Source organism: Methanoculleus nereidis, assembly GCF_032944295.1.
GTDB classification, from domain to species: domain Archaea; phylum Halobacteriota; class Methanomicrobia; order Methanomicrobiales; family Methanoculleaceae; genus Methanoculleus; species Methanoculleus nereidis.
Genome location: NZ_JABFFQ010000001.1, coordinates 172,113 through 188,077, shown reverse-complemented (window position 1 = coordinate 188,077; position 15,965 = coordinate 172,113). Strand labels below are relative to the sequence as shown.

Here is a 15,965-nt window from a genome sequence, read left to right as displayed (position 1 = left end):
CGACACTTTTTTCGCCCGGTACATAGCCTCGCCGGGTAAATAAGTCCGAATCCTTTCGTAGTTAAGGTAATCTACTTACCTCCAGCGGGAGAATGTATCCCTGTTGATGCCTTATGACGGGATCCTATCCAAACTATATGGTCATCGTCCTTGTTCTCTTCGGGGCCATCATCGCCTGCGGGTGCACGACCGCCGGTGAAGAGAACGGGCTGGCCGAACACGTCTCCGGGAACGGCACGATCGTTTTCGTCGATCTCGAAGGCGGGTTCTATGGTATCGTCGCCGATGACGGCGAGCACTATCTCCCCACCGATCTTCCGGCGGAATGCCGGCAAGACGGCCTCCGCGTCGCGTTCGTCGTCGATATTATGGAGGATACAGCGACCCTCCAGCAGTGGGGGACGCCGGTCGAGATCGTCGAGATTGAGAAGGGCGACACCCGCCGGACGGTTGCGACGAACGGTACGGTCACCTACATCGACCTCGAGGGTGGTTTCTATGGCCTCGTCACCGATGACGGCAGGAACTACCTGCCCGGAAACCTTCCGGCGGAGTACCGGCAAGATGGTCTCCGGGTGCAGTTCAGTGCTGACGTGCAGGAAGATGTCGCGGGAATCCAGATGTGGGGAACGCCGGTGGAGATCCGGTCGATCGAGCTGATCAGAGGCGCCTTGCTCGTCTCCGGAAATGCCACGGTCACTTACATCGATCTTGAGGGCGGTTTCTACGGCCTCGTCGCCGACGACGGCGGGCACTACCTCCCGCTCAACCTGAACGAGACCTGGCAGGTCGATGGGGCGAACGTGACGTTCGTCGCCCGGGTGTTGGAGAACACCATAACCATCCAGCAGTGGGGCACCCCCGTCGAGGTCATCGCCATCGATACGGCGGAGAACGCGACCTACGTAACGAAGACCGGGAAGGTCACCTATGTCGACCTTGAGGGTGGGTTCTACGGTATCGTCGCCGATGACGGCGAACGCTACCTCCCGCTCGACCTGAACGAGACCTATCACGTCGACGGGAAGTGCCTTACCTTCGCCGGTAAAGTCGCCCGTGACGTCGCGACGATCCAGCAGTGGGGAACCCCGGTCGAGATCATCGACGTCCCGTGGACTTGCGCAGCGTGCAGCGGAAGCGCCGGCATCGCGAACCCGGCCGCGGTCTGGTGCATCGAGCAGGGCCACACCTACGAGATCCGGAAGAACCCCGACGGCAGCGAGTATGGCGTCTGCATCTTTGCGAACGGCACTGAGGTCGATGCCTGGGACTATTTCCGGCAGACCCACTGACCACCCCTTTTTGGAGAGCGCACGTTTCGCGTGAACCCCGGTACAAAACGAGCGCTTTTTTCCTTGCTGCGCTGATAGGAATGTCATGGACGTAACAGTCAGTGAGCGGGAGGATACGGCGGTCGTATCGGTTGACGGCAGGATCGATGCAGAATCGGCAGAACGCCTGGATACGGCGATTTCCTCGGTGCTGGCGCGGGGCGGGAAACGGGTGCTCGTGAACCTGGAGAAGGCGGCTTACATGAGCAGCAGCGGCCTACGGGTACTGCTCGGCAAGTTTCGTGCTTTGAAGCGGGTGGATGGAGAGATGGCACTCTGCGCGCTCCAGCCCGACGTCTATCAGGTCTTCCTGATGGCGGGTGTCCACGAGGTCTTTCCTATCTACGTGGGCCTGGACGAGATCCTTGCCTCGAGCGAGCAGGAGAAGAAGGAGAACGAGTCGCCGTGACGGGCAGAACGAATGCGCTGATCGGTATCCTCCGCGACGGCGGGAGCGCCGACCGGATGTCGGCGGCGGCGGAGCTTGCTGCCCTCGGCCCGACCGCCCTTCCAGCCCTTCTTACCGCGCTCGACGATCCAGATCCCCGCATCCGGATGTGGGCGGCCTACACCCTCGGGATGATCGGGGATGTTGGAGCAGCCCCGGCGTTAATGGAGGCGCTCGAGGACACCGATCCGGGCGTCGTAAGATGGGCGGCCGCCGCCCTCCGCCGGATCAGGGACGCGGCTGGGGGCTGCGGCTGCCGGTTCTGCTGATTTTTCCTTACCATCGTCTGCCGGCGAGCGTCAGGGCGAACCCGATCGCTGCTACGGCCAGGGCGGCGGGGAGCGGTGCTGCGGTCGGCGTGGGGGTTGCCGGCTCCGTCGTCGCGGTTGTCACCGGTGTGACCGTCTCTGTTATCGTCGGTGCGGTCGTGGGCGGAGTTGTCGGGACCGCGGTCGTCGGCGTGGCCGTCACGGTTGCGGTGGGCGTCGGTTTCGCGGTCGTATCAACCCCGACGCGGTTTGCTACCGTGAACGTCACCGCCTCAGAGTCTGAGGCGTAAGCGTCGAACCCCGCCGGTGTTCTCCACACGGCCCGGACGGAGTAAGTTCCCGACGCACCAAGGTCGCCGAGCCGGACTGCGCCCGGCATGCCGGAGTCGTCGGTGTAGAACCGGGTCGAACTGACGTTCAGTCCGGCAAAGTTGTTACTGCCGATCCTGGTCGTCTCCGCACCGCCCGGTGTGGTGAGCACGAGGTCGATCGTCGCCGGGTAGACGCCGCCCGCCTGGTAGAACGCCCCGACGTCGGGGGTGACTACCCGGAACGCGATCCGGGTGTTCGGTGAGACCGTAAGCCCGGCCAGGGGCTCGTTGTGGTTGGGGCTCGCGAGCACAACATCGAGGAAGATCTCGGGCTCGCGGATGAAGACGAGCGCTGTGTTGCCGTCCGTGGGGTTGGAGGCGTAGTAGGGCCCGTAGTCGTCGCGCACCAGGAACTCCTGCACGTTGAAGTTGGTATCGTCAGTGACCGTGATACTTCTCGTGACCGCCCGGTCGGGGTTGTCGTCCTGGTACTTCCGGAGCGCTGTGACAGGGTTACCCGTGGCTGCGCTCCTCAGCTGCGAGAGATCGAGCCCCTCTTCGTAGACGAAGATCGTGTCATAGGGCTGGATATCGCTGATCGTCGGGCCGCGGGCCCCGGCAGGCCCCACGCAGAGTGCAAGAAGACAGACGGCGAGGAGGATCGTGAGGCCTCGCCTGCGAATCCAATATGGTGCCATGACACTCTGTGTGCTGATTCTGCTGATATAGGTTGGCGTGGCGGGGTCCGGCCCCTCCGTGCGGCCGGCCCTCCGCGCACAGCCCCGTCACGACGCCGGCGCCGCGATCCCGCGGCCAGGGCGATATTGCGCCCGGAGGTCCCGCGTGCTGATTTCTGCTGACAGGACAGTGTAACGCCGCTATGGCTCCTCTCCGTGCGGAGCAGGCCGTAGGGCCGCAGGAAACGGCGTGGAGGGGTGGGGGGCCCGAATTGGCCTGGTTTTCCTCCACATTCTCTGTAATCTTCTGCAAGAAGATTCCTTACGCTTAAATAATCTCTTCCCCAATTTCTGATGATGAACAGGGTCGCCGCTATCATTGCATCACTCCTCGTCTTCTTCGTGGTTCTGGCGATTCCCGTCGATCCCACCGTCCTTGCGCCCGAGGCCAAGTCCGTCGCAGCAGTGACCATCCTCATGATCCTGCTCTGGGTCACGGGCGTCATCCCCCTCGAGGCGACCGCCCTGCTTCCGCTGGTTCTCTTCCCGGTGCTCGGGGTTCTCTCGCCGGTGAAGGTGGCTGAGTCATACGGCAATGAGGTGATCTTCCTCTTCCTTGGGGGGTTCATCATCGCGATGTCGATGCAGCGGTGGGGTCTGCACCGGCGTATCGCGCTGCATATCATACGCCTCGTGGGGACGAGCCCGAGGCGCCTGGTGCTCGGATTCATGGTCGCCACCGCGTTCCTCTCGATGTGGATCTCGAACACCGCAACAGCGATGATGATGATCCCGATCGCGGTCGCGATCATCCTGACGATCATCCCCGGGAGCGAAAAAGCCCTTGAGAGCCTCGGCGTGAAAGATCAGGCACTCGCCCGCTGCCTCCTCCTCTCCATTCCCTACGCCGCGAGCATCGGGGGGATTGCCACGATCATCGGCACGCCCCCGAACGGGATCTTCATCTCCCAGCTCGCGACGATCTTTCCCGACGCGCCCACCATCGATTTCTTCACCTGGATGAAGTTCGGCGTTCCGTTCGCCGCCGTATTCCTCCTCCTTTCCTGGCTCTGGCTGATCGAGGTTCCGTACCGGCAGATGGGATCGAGCCTCCCGAGCGCCCGGGGGATCATCCGCGAGGAACTCGCGAAACTCGGCCCGATCTCCGCCGGCGAGCGGTGGACGCTGATCGTCTTCGCCCTGACCGCCCTCGCCTGGGTATTCGAACAGACGAAGGAGATCGGCGGGGTTGTCATCCCCGGCCTCGACATGATCTTCCCCGGGATCAAGGACTCCACCATCGCGATCTTCGGTGCGCTCCTCCTCTTCGTCCTCCCGGTCGACATGAAGAAGGGGATCTTTACGATGGAGTGGGAATGGGCGGTGAAGATCCCCTGGGGCATCCTGCTCCTCTTCGGCGGCGGCATCGCCCTCTCGAACGGGTTCCTCGCGAGCGGACTTGCCGCGGCGATCGTTGAATCGCTCACGCTTATCCACGGCCTCCCGGTCATCCTCCTGATCCTCATCGTGGCGCTGGGAGTCTCATTTGCCTCGGAGATCGCCTCGAACACGGCCATGGCCGCCGTCCTGATGCCGATCATGGCGGTCACGGCCGTCAGCATGGGGTTGAACCCAATCGTCCTGATGATGACCGCCGCGGTCTGCGCCTCGATGGCGTTCATGCTCCCGGTCGCCACCCCGCCGAACGCCGTCGCCTACGGAACCGGGTACATCGAGGCGAAAGACCTTCTCCGGTCCGGCTGGGCGCTCGACCTCATCGGCGTCGCGCTCTGGATGATCTGCCTTTACACGATCGTTCTCTGGGCGCTCGGGGTTCCCCTGGAGATTCCCGCCTGGGCGCTCTGATCCCCCGGCACCTATTTTATCCCCTGCGCCTATCCCGGCCGGATGACAGGCAACCGATATCATGATCCGGCGGTGGAGACGCTTGCGCGATCGGATCTCGATACGCTGATCGACGAGCGGATCCGCCTGACCGTCCGGTACGCGAGGGAGCACTCCCCCTTCTACCGCCGGTGGTTCGAGCGGCACAACATCCGCCCGGAGGCTATCCGGGAGCACGAGGATCTCCGGGATCTCCCCATCATCTCCGGGGCGACAATCCGGCGGTATCAGCCCCCGCACGAGAAGGAGTTCTGCTTCAAGAGCGTCCCCTGGGAGTCGGTCTTCACGGTCAACGAGACCTCCGGGACGAGCGGTATCCCGAAGAGTTTCTTCCTCACCTGGGAGGACTGGGAGCGGTATGCGGAGAAGTATGCCCGGCTTTTTGTCTCGCAGGGCTTCGAGGCCGGCGACCGGGTGGTGGTCTGCGCCTCCTACGGGAAGAACGTCGGCGCGAATACCATGACCCTCGCCGCCCGCGACATCGGGATGGCGATCGTCCCGGAGGGGAAGTGCACCTTCCCGGTCAGGGTGATGGAACAGTACCGCCCGACGGCGTTGATCGGGAGCGTCTTCAAGTTTCTGCGGCTCGCCCGCAGGATGGAGGCGGAAGGCCACCCGCCACAGGAGGCGGGCGTGAAGCGCCTCGTCGTCGGGGGCGAGAGTTTCGCCCCGGAGTCGAGGCGCTACCTGGAGGAGGTCTGGGGATGCCCGGTCTACAACTCCTACGGGAGCACCGAGGGGACGATGTGCGGCGAGTGCACCCGCCAGGTGGGGCTCCACGTCCCCGAGGATCTGGTTCACTTCGACCTCTACGACCCCGGGATGAACCGGTTCGTCCACGATGGCGAGACCGGGCGGCTGGTCTACACGACGCTGCTTGCGCCGGGCAAGCGGGCGGGGACGCTTCTCATCAACTACGATACGGAGGATACCTGCTCGGTCGCCTCCCGGGAGCGGTGCGACTGCGGGCGGACGCACATGCGGATCGCCACCCCCCGGCGCGAGGCGGAGACGGTCCGGATCGGGGATATCGCGCTCAACCGTGTGGATGTGGAGGCGGCGGTCTTTGCGCCCGAGAACATGGCTCACCTGAACGGGGAGTACGAGGCGTTCATCTACGGCGGCGACGAGGCGGGGGAGACCGTCCTCCGGGTGAGCATGGAGTGCTTCGATCCCGCCCGCGTCGATGCGGGCGAGGTCGGGGAGACGTTCCTTGCCGCCCTTTTGCGGTCGGTTCCGGGCCTTTCGGCGGCATACGAGGATGGCTCTCTCCAGATCCTCTGCACCGTCACGCCGCCGGGCGGGCTCGAACTCCACCGGGCGCCCGGCAGGCCGAAGCGGATCGTGGACCGGCGGTGAGGAGTATCCCCCCTACCGCCCCCGCATCAGGTAGCCGGCCAGCCCTGCCGCGAGGGCCGCCGCCACCGGGAGAGCAGGCCCTGCCGCGGTCGGGGTGGGGGTCGTCGCCATCGTCGTCGACGGCGTGGTGGCGGCCGGGGTCACCGTCGGCGTCGGGGTTGCCGCCGCCGCCTCGGCGATGGTGAAGATGGTGCTTGCGGCGGCGTCGCCCTCGACCCACTCCACGGTCACGCTGTACTCCCCGGGCTCAAACCCGGTCGTGTCGACCTCAAACGACCAGGTGTTCGCGGTGTTGTTCCCCTCCTCTACGACGGCCGTCCCGGCCGTCCCTCCCTGCACCGGGGCGTTCCCCGGCCCGAACCCGACCGGCGTCACCTCAACAAGCAGGCGGTTGCCGGGCGCAAGGTTCGTCGTCCCGCCGATCGTGATCGACTCCCCGGCGGTGACCATACCGATCTCGTTGATGCCCGTCTGCTGTGCGGCGACAGTGCCGCAAACCCATGCCGCAATCACGAGCGCGGCCGCGATTCCGGCAAGTCTTCTGACACTCATACGTTCACCTCACTTCTCCTTCCTGCACAGTGGGATAAGAAACTACCCGAGCCCCGCCATCCGGCCGGGCGTTCCTCTTTACGGGGAAAACCAGCCTGCTTTTTCTCCCCTGCAGTCTAACACTGGTCAGTTATCCTTGCAGGTGCAGACATGCTCAACGACCAACAATGGCAGCCGGTGCCGGGTACCGCCGGTGCCGAGATCTACCCCTTCCTCCGGAAACCAGACGTCACCTGCTCGAACGCCTACCTCATCCGGACACCCGGCGAGATCCTGCTCGTCGATACGGGGGCGGACCCCGGGCAGATGGAGCGGATCCTCGAACAGGTGGACGATCTCCTCGGGGAAACCCCGCGGCCGGTCACCCTCTTCCTCACCCACTGCCACGCCGACCACTGTTACCAGGCCGCCCGGGACCGGCGGTTCCGGTCTCTTCCGCATCTTTGCATCGCCGCAGAGGAGACAGGAGCCCGGGCGCTCGAGGCCGGCGATGCGGCCCTGACGGTTGCGGAGCTCATGGGGTGGGAGGTCGAGCCGCTTCCGGTCAGCCTCCCCCTTCTTGCTGCCCGCGACCGCGAAACCCTGGAGACAGACGGCGGCATCACCCTCCACCGGCAGCGGATCGCGCTCCGTTCCGGAGATGTCCTTTCGGTCTACCACACCCCCGGGCACACGCCCGACAGCATCTGCATCCGGCTCGGCGAGTATCTCTTCATCGGCGATCTCCTCTTCTCCGCGAGCCCCGGGATCGCCGGGCTTGCCGGCTGGGACCAGCCGGCGCTGCTTGAGTCCGTAGGAAGGGTCCGGTGGATCGTTGCCCACGAACCCGTGAGCCTCTGCTGCCCGGGCCACGGCAGGAGCATTCCGGCCACGGCGATGCCGGCGCTCCTCGACCGGCTGCAGGGGGAGACGGAGAAGATGGCCGACATCGGCACCTTCGACCGGGAACGGCTCGCTGACTCCCTGGAGCACGCCGTCGACCTGCTCCAGGAGGTCAACCGGACCTTTGCGGTGCTCGCGGGGCGCCTTTACGCCCTCGCCTACCGCCTCGACGACCTCGGCGAGGCCGAAGAGGCCCGGCGCTACCTGGAACTCCTTGAGTCCGACCAGATTGACGGGTTTCTCACTGACTTTTCACGGTTTACCGACGAGTTCAACGCCGGGGAGAAGTTCGAGGTCCAGCTGGTCCTCAAGGCCGTCCAGGTGATCCAGCGGATCGAGGCCCACTTTGCGGGAGACCGGCTGGATCACGTCGTCGATGCGTCGCTCCTTCGCCGGGCTGGCCGCCTGCTCACCGACTTCATGAACACGATCGTGGGCTACCGGGACACCGCGCACCTCTCCGCTGCCGACCTCCCGCCGGTGCTTCGCGAGCTCGTGGCCGGTCTCCTGACCCCGCCGTTCTCGGACGAGGCGTTCATCGAATCGGCGGACGACCCGGCGGCATACCGGGCGGAACTCGTCTCCCGGCTCGCCTACCTCCCGTTCTTTGAGGACGTCGATCTGGTTCTTGACGCCGGAGGTCCACTCCCGCCGGTGCTGATCGACCGGGAACGGTTCTGTGACGAAGTCGTCGGCGTCCTCGAGGATATGGCGACCGCCGGCGCCCGGGAGATCCGGCTCACCCTCCGGCGGGAGGGGGATGCGGTCGGGCTCCTGATCGAGGGTTCCGTACTCCTCTCTCCCCGGAGGCTCCGGTTCTACCGGCGGAAGTTCGGGCTCTCGGGAGCGTCGCTTGCGATCTCCGGGAATGGTGCCAGCCTGTCCCTTCTCCTTGAGCCCGCTTCCTCCTGACCCACCCCGCTCCAGGGCAAGCTACTTACCTTCGGCCCCCGTAGCAGGGTGAAACGGAGGAGGTTTTTTGGTAGAGATGCAGCACGTGCCTGGCGTCGACCGCGGCAGGGTAATGCTCTACGCCCTGAGCACCTGCGGCTGGTGTGCCCGGACGAAGGAACTTCTCACCGACCTCGGCGTCGGGTTCTCGTACGTCTACGTGGATCTGCTCGCGGGGGAGGAGCGTGATCATGTGGTCCGGGAGGTCGAACGCTGGAATCCCCAGGTCTCGTTTCCGACGGTCGTCATCAATGAGACGAAGGTGATCGTGGGGTTCCGGGAAGACGAGATCCGGGAGGCGGTCGGTGCCTGACGCGGTGAGTGACGGGGAGGTCGACCGGTTCACGCGCGACCTCGCCCGCGAGGCAGAGGCGGGCGGTTATCATCTCAACCCGGACCGGGAGTTCACCCGGGACCTCGTCAGGGGGCTGCTCGCGAACCAGGAGCGTTACGGTTACATCTCCTGCCCGTGCCGCCTCGCCTCGGGAGACCGGGAGGACGACCTCGACATCATCTGCCCCTGCGACTACCGGGACCCCGATCTCGACGATTACGGCGCCTGTTACTGCGCCCTCTACGTCACTGCCAACGTGGAGGCCGGGAAGCGTGCCGCCGATCCCGTCCCGGAGCGGCGGCCGGGGCCGGCGGAGCGCAAGCGGCAGAAAGAGGAGCGTGCTGCAGTCCCGGGAGACCTGAAGTACCCGGTCTGGCGGTGCCGGGTCTGCGGCTACCTCTGTGCCCGGAACGAACCGCCCGAGATCTGCCCGATCTGCCGGGTGCCCCGCGAACGGTTCGAACGGTTCATGTGAGCCGGACGAGGCACGCATAGGCGAGGCACGCGACGACGATCCCGTTCACCGGAGGAATGCCGGGGCCCACGAGGGCGGCGATGGAACCGGCAGCGTATGCTGCGAGCCCCGGCAGGTTGAACCGGGGAGTGGCCACCTCCCCGAGCGCGGGGTAGCGCCCCCGGTGCCGGATGAAGAAGTCGGCCATGATCACCCCCCCGAGCGGCGGAATGAATACCCCAAGGAGGGTCATGTAGGGGATCAGCCAGTCATACATCCCGAGGAGCGCGAGCAGCGTTCCCGTGGTTGCGCCGGCGAAGGTGACCAGCCGCCGGCGTTCAGTCCTGAAGAGGTGGCACCCGGCGACCGAGAAGTTGTAGATGGTGTTGTCCTGGGTCGTCCAGATGTTTAAGAAGAGCATCAGGACGCCGGCGGAAAGAAGACCCTGGACTGCCAGCACCTCAACGATGTCGGAGAGGCCGTATACGGCGGCGCCGACGGCCCCGACAGCGATCATCAGCCCGTTCCCGAGGAAGAAGGCGAGGAACGTGGAACCCACCGCGATGCGCGCTGATCCGGCGAATCGCGTCCAGTTGGCGACCTGGGTGCCCCCGGAGACGAAGGTGCCGACAACGATCGTGAGGGCTTCGGGGAGCGTGAGCGCGCATGCTGTTCCCGACGGGAGGAGGGCAGCTCCGTTGCCAGCATCCTGGAGGGCGACCGACACGCTCGCGACGATGAGAAGGAGCATCGCGGGGACCGAGACACGGGAGAGAGCTGCAATCCCGCGGTAGCCGATGTACGCCGTCAGGCAGAAGGCGAGGCCAAAGCAGACCATCAGGGGTGCCTGCAGCCGTGTATCGAGGTCCAGCAGGCGGGTGAGGATGATCGTGATCGTCGCGGTCCCCCAGGCATACCACCCGATCTGGGTGAACCCGAGGAGGGCGTCGGACCACCGGCTTCCCAGTTCACCGAAGGCGAACCGGGCGGAGAGGGCGGTGGAGAGGCCGCTTTTGTAGCCGACGTACCCGAGGCCGGCGACGTAGACTGCAAGGATCGTGCTCCCGCAGAGGATGATCACGGCGAGGTCTGGCCAGAGCGGGAACGCAACCCCGAGATTGCCGCCACCCCACATCGTGGCGGAGAAGAAGGTGAACCCGAGCAGCACCAGACTGATCGGCCAGAATCCCCGTCTGGCGTTGCCGGGGACGGCGGATAGCGGGTAATCCTCCGCACCGCTCCGGCCCGTTGTGTCGCCGGCTCTCTCTCCCCGGGTTACTGCTGCTCGCGCAATGGTTGCATATTTCTGTTTCTGTGTGGAAATTTTTTCCGGATCTCTGCCGCGTAATGCCCGCGCGGCGGCACGGCACGGTGCAAGGACCAGTCCTACGTCCGCTCCCCCCTCTGATCGCTGCCTCCTGCCTGATGGGTGGGGGGAGAGCGGCTCACTGTATCCAAAAATCCAGTATCATCGGCGGTTGATCCAGAGGTGTCATATAGCGGGCCGGGCGATTCTCCTGTATGCCGAGCGTGCGGATTAACGACGGAGACCTGCCCTCCGGGACCGGTGTGGAGGGACGACGGAAGGAGAGACGCGACGAGACCCCGGCCCCCGCTCGCCGGGAGCCTGAACCGGAGGTCAAAAAGGCGGAAGAAAACCCTGAAAAACCCCGGCGTGGACAGCCCCTCTTCGGGGACGCCGACGATGCTGATATCTTCTACACGAAGACAAAGTAGGTCATTTCACCACCCGGATATCCCCGGCAGAGGACACCACCACCTCTCGCGTCCCGCGGTAGGTCTGGACGATCCCGTAAAGCGTTATGTTCTCGTTCTCGTGGAGCTCGAGCCCGGTGGCCACGTTCTGCGGCAGAAAGACAGGGGTGCCGTTAATGGTGAGGATCAGGTGTCCACCGGTCGATGTCTCCCTGATCCCTTCGATGCTCCCTTCGAGGAGGACCAGCGCTCCATCGGGAACCTCTTCGGAATACGGATCCGCTACCAGCGACTGGCCGAATGCGGCGAAGAGAAGGTGTGCCGCAAGCACGATCCCGACGACGCATACGAGGACGGCGAGTGCTGCTTTCTCCTGTCGTTCCAGCATGGTACTCCTATCGACTCCCGGGCTAATAACTTCCGTCAGTTTGATATGTTAACAGCGTTAACTCACTTACATGGATGATGTGAACCTTCCCCCCTCCTCCAGAAAGATCCTCCTGCTGCTTGAGGGTGGGGGTGCCCTGACCCATAAGGAGCTCGTCCGTCTCAGCAGTCTGGCCCCCCGCACCGTGCGCTATGCTTTAAAGAGGCTCAAAGACAACGATATGATCGTGGAGAAGTTCAACTTCAGGGACGCCCGACAGATCCTCTATGAGTACAAAGACTCCCAGATGGTGTCTGCACAATGACCGAGCCTTATTCCTGCGACATCATGCGTTGCGATACCCTCGCACGAAGGCTGCTTCCCCAGATGCGCGCCGAGATGGTCTACCGTCTGGTGAACGAACGCGGGATCAGCCAGAGCGAAGCTTCGAAGCGGCTCGGGATCAGCAGGGCCGCGATATCCCAGTACATGAGCAGAAAACGCGGATTTAATCGGGAAAACTTCCCCGGAGACCTCGAATCAGTCATTGAACGGTGGGTCTCCGCCGTCGCCTCGGGCGAAGGAACGATCACCATCTGCGACGTCTGCCGCTCCGCTGACCTTGCCGGCAGACGGTGAGGCCTCAGATGCGTCTCCGCCGGTAGATATAGAGCCCCGTGAGCCCGGCGAGTATGCATGCCGCCGCCACAATCTTGAGCAGGTCCGGTCCGGGAGCATCTCCCGCTCCTTCTTCTTGCGCGGCGTTCCAGTCGTCTTCAAAAGCCTCTCTGTAGTAGGCAGCGATATCCGGTTGCTCGATGATCACACCGGCTTCCCGGTTGAACGCCGGTGAGTTGGCGTTCCAGTTGATGCTGCTGACGAGCACCGCCCGGTCGTCGACGATGACGCCTTTATTATGGATCTTCGCCAGGTTGTTCGCTTCAAGGTCGGCGAGCCGCGCTTCGAGCGGCAGCCCTTCGGCGGCCGCAATCCGGTTGATGGTCTCGACCATCTCGTCGTTGTCCGCGTTGCCCTCGGTGTTGAACCAGACCGAATCGAGGAGCACCCGGACAACGACTCCCCGCCGTGAGGCGTCGATCGCGGCCGTGAGGTAAGGGTTGAGATCGTATGGCGTCTCGTTCGTGATGTAGGCCTGCTCGATCGCGATACTCTTTTCCGCCCCCTCGATCAGCCCGAGAATGAGCGTGCTCGTGTCCGGGGAGAGGACGGGGGTCACCCGGGCTTCTTCCGCCCGGCAGGGAGCGAACTCCACGGTGTAGTCGGGTGCCCAGGGTGTGCAGAGCTCGGCCGCTGTCACTTCAAGCGGGACGATATCCCCTCCCGCCGAGTCGAAGAGGAAGACTTCCCGGAAGTAGGCTGCGAGTCCCGGGTCCTCGAGGAGGACGCCCCAGCCGCGGTTGCCCTGCAGCCCTGGTGCCGGGTAGCCGCCGGGCTTGAAGTTCTCGCTCCCGAGCAGAACGGTGCTCCCGTCGATGACGAGGTACTTCGCGTGGTCGTAGCGGTACTTCGCGTGGGCGGCATCCGTCGTCGTCATCGCAAGAACCGGGATGCCGCTCCGGTTGAGGGCGCCCGCGACTGCTCGCCCTTCTGCGGAGACGCCGCCCACCGGCCCGCCCTCGAGGAGAACGGTCACGCCCACCCCCCTATCAAGGGCGCAGATGAGGTCGTTTGCCATCTTTTCGTCGGTGAACTCGTAGACATTCACCAGGATCTCGTGCTCCGCCTCCGCGACGGCCGCCGAGAAGATCTCGTAGGAGCAGTCCGGGGCGACGAACGCGGTCACCGCGACGCCGTCGAACGTCGCGGGTAGAAGACGGGACTGGCCGATAAAGAGCGGGCGCGGGTCCCAGACGCCGTCCTCCAGGTAGTGAATCTGTCCTTCCCGTGGATGGACGTCACCGGGCCAGACGATCTGCTGGACGAGGGTGGTCCCGTGGTAGAGGAGGAGTTCGTCGGCCCTGTTCGCCATCAGGAGGTTCCCGTTCGGGATCACGTCCGGCACGGCCGCTGTCCGCGCCTCGATCTCGAAGTCGGGAAGGTAGCCGTGCGCCTGCTCGAACGCCGGCCCGCCTCTCGCGATCACCAGCCGCCCGTCGATCCGGGTTCCCGGCGGGAACCGGTAGCCGCCCTCGCCGTCCGAGAGGACGTAACCATCGAGCACCCCTGTCCCCTCGAGCGCGAGATACTCGTCGGGATCGCCGGGCTGATAGGGGTCTGGACAGAACTCGACAATCTGAATACCACCGGCCGTGCCGGCAAGGAGGCATAGGAGTATTAAAACGGCGGCGATCAGGCGCATACGCAAAGTTATGTCTTTTCCGGTTTAATAGCAAAACGATATGACTTCGCCTGCATCCCCGCTGGTCGTCAAGGTGGGCGGAAGCCTCTTTGACCGGACTGTCCCCCTGCTCGGGATCTTCCTGGAGGCCGGGCGCCCGGTGCTGATCGTGCCCGGCGGCGGAAAGTTCGCCGACCTCGTCCGGCGCCTCGACGTCTCCGAGGACGCCGCCCACTGGATGGCGGTCGCCGGCATGGAGCAGTTCGGGTGGTACATCGCCTCGCACGGCATCTCGGCGGTTTCCACCCTCGCGGACCCCACGGAGGTGGCGGTCTTCCTCCCCTACTGCGCTCTCCGCAAGACCGATCCTCTCCCCCATTCCTGGGACGTCACCTCCGACACCATCGCCGCCTGGGTCGCGCACGAACTCTCGGCCGATCTCCTGCTCCTGAAATCGGTCGACGGCATCCACCACCGCCGCAAGCTCCTCACGCAGGTCGAGGATCCTTCCATCACCTCCGACGAGGTCGATCCTGCGTTTTTCCGGTTCATCTTCGAGCACAACATCCGGGCACGGGTGGTGAACGGCAGGCACGACGACCGGGTCCGCCGGGCCCTCCGGGATGAGACGGTCGTCGGGACTCTCGTAGATCCGAGATTTTAATTGCTGCGGGGGCGATATGATAGGTTAACATTCGAGGAAACGACGATGATAGCGAGAGATCGATGTACCTCATGCAACGCCACATTGGCTGAGGAAGGATCCACCTGGTTCCCGTGCCCGGTGTGTGCGCACGAGATTAACAGGTGCTACCGGTGCAGGGAGCAGAGCATAGGTTATACATGCCCGAAGTGCGGGTTCCAGGGGCCATAATAATGGGAAATGTAGCCATAATCGTGAAGATAATGCCGGAATCCCCCGATGTTGACCGTGAAGCGCTCAAAGCAGCGGTCAAGGCAGCCGTCCAGGTCGACGATATCCGGGAAGAACCGATTGGGTTCGGTCTCGTGGCGCTGAAAGCCGCCATCGTCGTCCCCGACAAAGCCGGGGCTCCTGATGAAGTCGAAGCAGCACTCCAGCAGATCGAAGGCGTTGCAAGCGCCGAGATCATCGAATCCACGCTCGTATAAGTGGATTCCCGATACTCTTTTTCTTAACGAGCCGCTTCGAGCCGTTCCATCACGTCGGCAGTTACTTTGCGGATCTTCTTGACCGACTCGCGGAATCCGGCGACCTCGTCCTCTTCGAGGCTGAGCGGAACTGGAAAGACGCCGTCACGGTTGATGCGGGCGGGTACGCCGATGCAGACATCGCCGATCCCGTGAATCTCGCTTTTGATGTAGCTTGAGACGGTGAGGATACGGTTTTCGTCCCCGAGGATCGTCTTCACAAGGGTTGCAATTGCCTCCCCCGGCCCGTAGACGGTAGAACCCTTATCCCTGATGATCGCCTCGCCGCTTGTTCTGACAGCGTCGATCATCTCCTGCGCGGGCAGGCCCGAGAAGGTGGGCAGGCTGTTGATCCGGATGCCGCCGATTGTCGTTGCCGACCAGAGCGGAACCATGCTGTCGCCGTGCTCGCCGATGATACGCGTATGCACCTCACTGACGTGAACGCGGAAGTACCGCGCAATCAGGGATTTCAAACGCATCGAGTCGAGGTGCGTTCCGAGGCCGAAGATCTGTCTCGGCTGGAGCCCCGAATACTTCAGGGCGACGGCGGTCGTGACGTCGACGGGGTTTGTTACAAGAAAGAGAATGGCGTCGGGTGAAGACCGGCCGATGGTTTCGGCGGTTTCGGCGATGATCTTTGCGTTCTCAAAGGCAAGGTCGTTCCTGTCCTGTCCCGGCCGTCGGGGCACACCCGCCGTACATATGATGATGTCTGAGTCTTTTGTGTCTGCAAGACTGGTTCCGTATGAAAGCCGGACGTCAGTGCCTCGTGCAGCAAACGAGTCGGATAAGTCACGGCAGCAACCCGCGAGGAAATCTTCGCGTCCGGGCCTCCCAACAAGCAGCATATCGCTGACATACGGGATCTCGGATATGGTGTGGGCCGCAAATACGCCGACGTTTCCTGTAGCCCCAAGAATCGTTACTTTTGCCATGG

General features: G+C 64.0%; 20 protein-coding genes. 14 read left to right on the top strand and 6 right to left on the bottom strand.

Features of this window, described 5'->3' with window-relative positions; translation table 11 throughout:
- Positions 1-113 precede the first annotated feature (113 nt).
- The 3 genes from HL657_RS01050 (at position 114) to HL657_RS01040 (ending at position 2,048) form a co-directional block, all read left to right on the top strand.
- Positions 114-1,292, top strand: coding sequence for a putative hemolysin (locus HL657_RS01050; RefSeq protein WP_317295004.1), 1,179 nt, complete (start codon positions 114-116; stop codon positions 1,290-1,292).
- 85 nt (positions 1,293-1,377) lie between these two features.
- A complete protein-coding gene (locus tag HL657_RS01045; protein ID WP_317295003.1) occupies positions 1,378-1,740 on the top strand; it encodes an STAS domain-containing protein in 363 nt (120 codons plus the stop codon).
- Positions 1,737-2,048 (top strand): HEAT repeat domain-containing protein, encoded by a 312-nt coding sequence (locus tag HL657_RS01040; protein WP_317295002.1) that lies wholly within the window; start codon positions 1,737-1,739, stop codon positions 2,046-2,048. Before HL657_RS01045 ends, HL657_RS01040 begins: the two co-directional genes overlap by 4 nt.
- 7 nt (positions 2,049-2,055) lie before the next feature.
- On the opposite strand, the gene HL657_RS01035 is transcribed toward HL657_RS01040, so the two are convergent.
- The gene (locus HL657_RS01035; RefSeq protein WP_317295001.1) at positions 2,056-3,057 is read right to left on the bottom strand and encodes a DUF3821 domain-containing protein; all 1,002 of its coding nucleotides are present in this window, start codon (positions 3,055-3,057) and stop codon (positions 2,056-2,058) included.
- A 336-nt stretch (positions 3,058-3,393) separates the two neighbouring features.
- Between HL657_RS01035 and HL657_RS01030 the strand changes: the two genes are divergently transcribed.
- The gene (locus tag HL657_RS01030; RefSeq protein WP_317295000.1) at positions 3,394-4,902 is read left to right on the top strand and encodes an SLC13 family permease; all 1,509 of its coding nucleotides are present in this window, start codon (positions 3,394-3,396) and stop codon (positions 4,900-4,902) included.
- A gap of 42 nt (positions 4,903-4,944) precedes the next feature.
- On the top strand, positions 4,945-6,300 hold the full coding sequence (gene ftsA / locus HL657_RS01025) for a coenzyme F390 synthetase (protein ID WP_317294999.1): 1,356 nt from the start codon (positions 4,945-4,947) through the stop codon (positions 6,298-6,300).
- Between the two features lie 12 nt (positions 6,301-6,312).
- Here the strand turns inward: ftsA and HL657_RS01020 are convergent, their stop codons facing one another.
- A complete protein-coding gene (locus tag HL657_RS01020) occupies positions 6,313-6,852 on the bottom strand; it encodes a hypothetical protein (protein ID WP_317294998.1) in 540 nt (179 codons plus the stop codon).
- A 150-nt stretch (positions 6,853-7,002) separates the two neighbouring features.
- On the opposite strand from HL657_RS01020, the gene HL657_RS01015 reads away from it, so the two are divergent.
- The 3 genes from HL657_RS01015 to HL657_RS01005 all read left to right on the top strand — a co-directional run bounded on the left by HL657_RS01015 (position 7,003) and on the right by HL657_RS01005 (position 9,494).
- Positions 7,003-8,646: an MBL fold metallo-hydrolase gene (locus HL657_RS01015; protein ID WP_317294997.1), complete on the top strand. Its 1,644-nt coding sequence runs from the start codon at positions 7,003-7,005 to the stop codon at positions 8,644-8,646.
- 76 nt (positions 8,647-8,722) lie between these two features.
- Positions 8,723-8,998, top strand: a complete 276-nt coding sequence (locus tag HL657_RS01010; protein WP_317294996.1) for a glutaredoxin family protein — start codon at positions 8,723-8,725, stop codon at positions 8,996-8,998.
- Positions 8,991-9,494, top strand: a complete 504-nt coding sequence (locus tag HL657_RS01005; protein ID WP_317294995.1) for a ferredoxin-thioredoxin reductase catalytic domain-containing protein — start codon at positions 8,991-8,993, stop codon at positions 9,492-9,494. Before HL657_RS01010 ends, HL657_RS01005 begins: the two co-directional genes overlap by 8 nt.
- On the opposite strand, the gene codB is transcribed toward HL657_RS01005, so the two are convergent.
- A complete protein-coding gene (codB, locus tag HL657_RS01000) occupies positions 9,487-10,767 on the bottom strand; it encodes a cytosine permease (RefSeq protein WP_317295605.1) in 1,281 nt (426 codons plus the stop codon). The genes HL657_RS01005 and codB overlap by 8 nt on opposite strands.
- Positions 10,768-10,994: 227 nt before the next feature.
- On the opposite strand from codB, the gene HL657_RS00995 reads away from it, so the two are divergent.
- Positions 10,995-11,210 (top strand): hypothetical protein, encoded by a 216-nt coding sequence (locus HL657_RS00995; RefSeq protein ID WP_317294994.1) that lies wholly within the window; start codon positions 10,995-10,997, stop codon positions 11,208-11,210.
- A gap of 1 nt (position 11,211) precedes the next feature.
- Here the strand turns inward: HL657_RS00995 and HL657_RS00990 are convergent, their stop codons facing one another.
- Complete coding sequence (locus HL657_RS00990; protein ID WP_317294993.1) at positions 11,212-11,577, bottom strand: hypothetical protein; 366 nt, start codon at positions 11,575-11,577, stop codon at positions 11,212-11,214.
- Positions 11,578-11,647: 70 nt separating this feature from the next.
- Here HL657_RS00990 and HL657_RS00985 point away from each other — a divergent pair, with 70 nt between their 5' ends.
- Together HL657_RS00985 and HL657_RS00980 are read left to right on the top strand one after the other, a co-directional pair.
- Positions 11,648-11,881, top strand: coding sequence for a winged helix-turn-helix transcriptional regulator (locus HL657_RS00985; RefSeq protein ID WP_011845280.1), 234 nt, complete (start codon positions 11,648-11,650; stop codon positions 11,879-11,881).
- Entirely contained in the window at positions 11,878-12,195 is a 318-nt protein-coding gene (locus HL657_RS00980) for a transcriptional regulator (protein ID WP_317294992.1), read from the top strand. Before HL657_RS00985 ends, HL657_RS00980 begins: the two co-directional genes overlap by 4 nt.
- 4 nt (positions 12,196-12,199) lie before the next feature.
- On the opposite strand, the gene HL657_RS00975 is transcribed toward HL657_RS00980, so the two are convergent.
- Positions 12,200-13,876, bottom strand: coding sequence for a phospholipase D-like domain-containing protein (locus HL657_RS00975; RefSeq protein WP_317294991.1), 1,677 nt, complete (start codon positions 13,874-13,876; stop codon positions 12,200-12,202).
- A gap of 40 nt (positions 13,877-13,916) precedes the next feature.
- Between HL657_RS00975 and HL657_RS00970 the strand changes: the two genes are divergently transcribed.
- Genes HL657_RS00970 through HL657_RS00960 form a run of 3 tightly spaced genes read left to right on the top strand, consistent with a single transcriptional unit; the run spans position 13,917 to position 14,986 of the window.
- On the top strand, positions 13,917-14,519 hold the full coding sequence (locus HL657_RS00970) for an amino acid kinase family protein (protein WP_317294990.1): 603 nt from the start codon (positions 13,917-13,919) through the stop codon (positions 14,517-14,519).
- Positions 14,520-14,564: 45 nt separating this feature from the next.
- Positions 14,565-14,729, top strand: coding sequence for a zinc finger domain-containing protein (locus tag HL657_RS00965; RefSeq protein ID WP_394804635.1), 165 nt, complete (start codon positions 14,565-14,567; stop codon positions 14,727-14,729).
- 2 nt (positions 14,730-14,731) lie between these two features.
- Positions 14,732-14,986: an elongation factor 1-beta gene (locus HL657_RS00960; protein ID WP_317294989.1), complete on the top strand. Its 255-nt coding sequence runs from the start codon at positions 14,732-14,734 to the stop codon at positions 14,984-14,986.
- Between the two features lie 23 nt (positions 14,987-15,009).
- Here the strand turns inward: HL657_RS00960 and HL657_RS00955 are convergent, their stop codons facing one another.
- A complete protein-coding gene (locus HL657_RS00955) occupies positions 15,010-15,963 on the bottom strand; it encodes a malate dehydrogenase (protein ID WP_317294988.1) in 954 nt (317 codons plus the stop codon).
- Between the last annotated feature and the right edge of the window lie 2 nt (positions 15,964-15,965).